Source organism: Streptomyces torulosus, from assembly GCF_001419765.1.
In the GTDB taxonomy this organism is placed as follows: Bacteria; Actinomycetota; Actinomycetes; order Streptomycetales; family Streptomycetaceae; genus Streptomyces; species Streptomyces torulosus.
The window spans coordinates 1-1014 of sequence record NZ_LIRK01000985.1; the positions used below are offsets into that span (position 1 = coordinate 1).

Genomic DNA, 1014 nt, shown 5'->3' on the forward strand with positions numbered 1-1014 from the left:
CGCCGAGGCAGTGGACGGCGGGGCGCTGGAACGACGGATCGCGGGCGGTCTCGCCTTCCTGCGCAAGCGGCTCACCGGGGACTACGAGGTCGACGACTTCGGCTACGACGCCGAACTCACCGACCAGGTGCTGATGTCGCTGCTGCGGCCGCTGTACGACAAGTACTTCCGGGTCGAGGTGAAGGGCATCGAGAACATCCCGGCGGAGGGTGGCGCCCTGATCGTCGCCAACCACTCCGGGACGCTCCCGATGGACGGCCTGATGATGCAGGTCGCCGTGCACGACAACCACCCCGCAGGGCGCCATCTGCGGCTGCTCGCGGCGGACCTGGTCTTCATGCTGCCGGTGGTGAACGAGCTGGCCCGCAAGCTGGGGCACACCCTGGCCTGCGCGGAGGACGCCTCCCGGCTGCTGCAGCAGGGCGAACTGGTCGGGGTCATGCCGGAGGGCTTCAAGGGCCTCGGCAAGCCCTTCGGGGACCGCTACAAGCTCCAGCGGTTCGGCCGCGGCGGCTTCGTCTCCACCGCGCTGCGCGCGGGCACGCCGATCATCCCGTGCTCGATCGTCGGCGCGGAGGAGATCTACCCGATGATCGGCAACTCCAAGACGGTCGCCCGCCTGCTGGGCTTCCCGTACTTCCCGATCACCCCGACGTTCCCCTGGCTCGGCCCGCTCGGCGCGATCCCCCTGCCCACCAAGTGGACCATCCAGTTCGGCGAGCCCATCCCGACCGACGGCTACCCGCCGGAGGCCGCGGAGGACCCGATGCTGATGTTCAACCTGACGGACCAGGTACGGGAGCAGATCCAGCACACCCTGTACAAGCTGCTGGTGCAGCGGCGGTCGGTGTTCTTCTGAGACGTTCGCCGACTGAGACGTTCGTCGACTGAGACGTCCGCCGACGTACGACGATGGGGCGCCCTTCCTCACGAAGGGCGCCCCATCGTCGTGCCGGGTCAGTCGGTGTCGTCGCCGTCGATGCCCAGGCCGGGCAGGAGGCCCGGGAGGAGGGG

At 69.3% G+C, this 1014-nt stretch carries 1 protein-coding gene; it reads left to right on the forward strand.

Annotated features, from left to right (window positions below):
• On the forward strand, positions 1–859 hold an 859-nt coding region (locus AOK23_RS43360), incomplete at its 5' end, for a lysophospholipid acyltransferase family protein (protein WP_055717848.1).
• Between the last annotated feature and the right edge of the window lie 155 nt (positions 860–1014).